The organism is Streptococcus sp. GMD1S (assembly GCF_000296875.1).
Taxonomy (GTDB): Bacteria; Bacillota; Bacilli; order Lactobacillales; family Streptococcaceae; genus Streptococcus.
The window spans coordinates 1-1,578 of record NZ_AJQY01000125.1; the positions used below are offsets into that span (position 1 = coordinate 1).

Sequence of the window (1,578 nt, forward strand, 5' to 3'; positions counted from 1 at the left end):
ATCTCAGCTCTTGCCTTTGACCAACGTGGTGCTTTGAAACGCCTCATGGCTCAATATCAAACAGAAGAGCCAACAGTGGATCAAATGGAAGAACTCAAAGTCTTGGTTGCAGATGAATTGACAAAATACGCTTCATCAATGCTTCTTGACCCCGAGTATGGTCTCCCAGCTACAAAAGCGCTTGATGCTAATGCTGGTCTTCTCCTTGCTTATGAGAAAACTGGCTACGACACAACAAGCACCAAACGCTTGCCTGACTGTTTGGATGTTTGGTCTGCAAAACGCATCAAAGAACAAGGCGCTGATGCTGTCAAATTCTTGCTTTACTATGATGTAGACAGCTCTGACGAACTCAACCAAGAAAAACAAGCCTACATCGAACGCATCGGTTCTGAGTGTGTGGCGGAAGACATTCCATTCTTCCTTGAAATCCTCGCTTACGATGAAAAAATCTCTGACGCAGGTTCTGCAGAATACGCAAAAGTGAAACCACACAAGGTTATCGGTGCTATGAAGGTCTTCTCAGACCCACGCTTCAACATCGATGTCTTGAAAGTAGAAGTTCCAGTCAACGTCAAATACGTTGAAGGCTTTGGCGAAGGTGAAATCGTGCATACTCGTGAAGAAGCAGCAGCCTTCTTCAAAGCGCAAGATGAAGCAACTAACTTGCCATATATCTACTTGAGTGCGGGAGTTTCAGCTAAACTTTTCCAAGAAACACTTGTCTTTGCCCACGAATCAGGCGCAAACTTCAACGGAGTTCTTTGTGGCCGTGCAACCTGGGCTGGATCAGTTGAAGCCTACATCAAAGACGGTGAGGCAGCGGCTCGTGAGTGGCTACGTACAACTGGTTTTGAGAACATTGGCGAACTCAACAAGGTTCTTCAAACAACAGCGACTTCATGGACTGAACGTGTAGAAGCATAAAACAGGTATAGAAGAATCCCCTTTTGTTAAGAAGATACTTAAGGTTTTCTGACAAAGGATTCTGAAAATAGAAACTACAACCATAGATGGTGAGACACTCTCTATGGTTTGTTTACTTAAGAGAAATGGATCAAAGGAGAGAAGAATGAAAGCATACACAGAACGTGTATTTGGAAATCATGAGGGCAAGGATGTCTTGGCTTATCGCTTTGAGACTGACAGTGGCTACCAACTAGAAATCATGACCTATGGTGCGACCATATTGCGCTATGTCACGCCTGACAAGGCTGGGAATTTTGCCAATGTGATTTTGGGTTTTGATGATTTTGATAGCTATGTAGGCAATAGTCCCAAGCATGGAGCAAGTGTAGGTCCTGTAGCGGGCCGTATTGCAGGTGCGACATTTGAGCTCAATGGTCAGACCTATAATCTTGAAGTCAACAACGCTAGCAACTGTAACCACAGTGGTTCAACAGGTTGGGATTCGAGCTTGTTTGAATTGGTCGAAGTGAGCGACCATGGCTTGACCCTCTACACAGAACGTACAGACGGAACAGGAGGATTCCCTGGTAATCTCAAGATCTGGATCAGCTATCACTTGGAAGAAACTGGCGCCTACGAAGTCAGCTATAAGGTGACGACAGATCAGGA

1 protein-coding gene and 1 pseudogene are annotated in these 1,578 nt (G+C 45.0%); both read left to right on the plus strand.

Going from position 1 to position 1,578, the window contains the following annotated elements; genetic code table 11:
- The coding region (gene lacD / locus GMD1S_RS07580) for a tagatose-bisphosphate aldolase (RefSeq protein ID WP_000552803.1) at positions 1–927 on the plus strand (927 nt) is incomplete at its 5' end.
- A 145-nt stretch (positions 928–1,072) separates the two neighbouring features.
- Positions 1,073–1,578, plus strand: a pseudogene (locus tag GMD1S_RS07585) (galactose mutarotase); the annotation flags it as partial.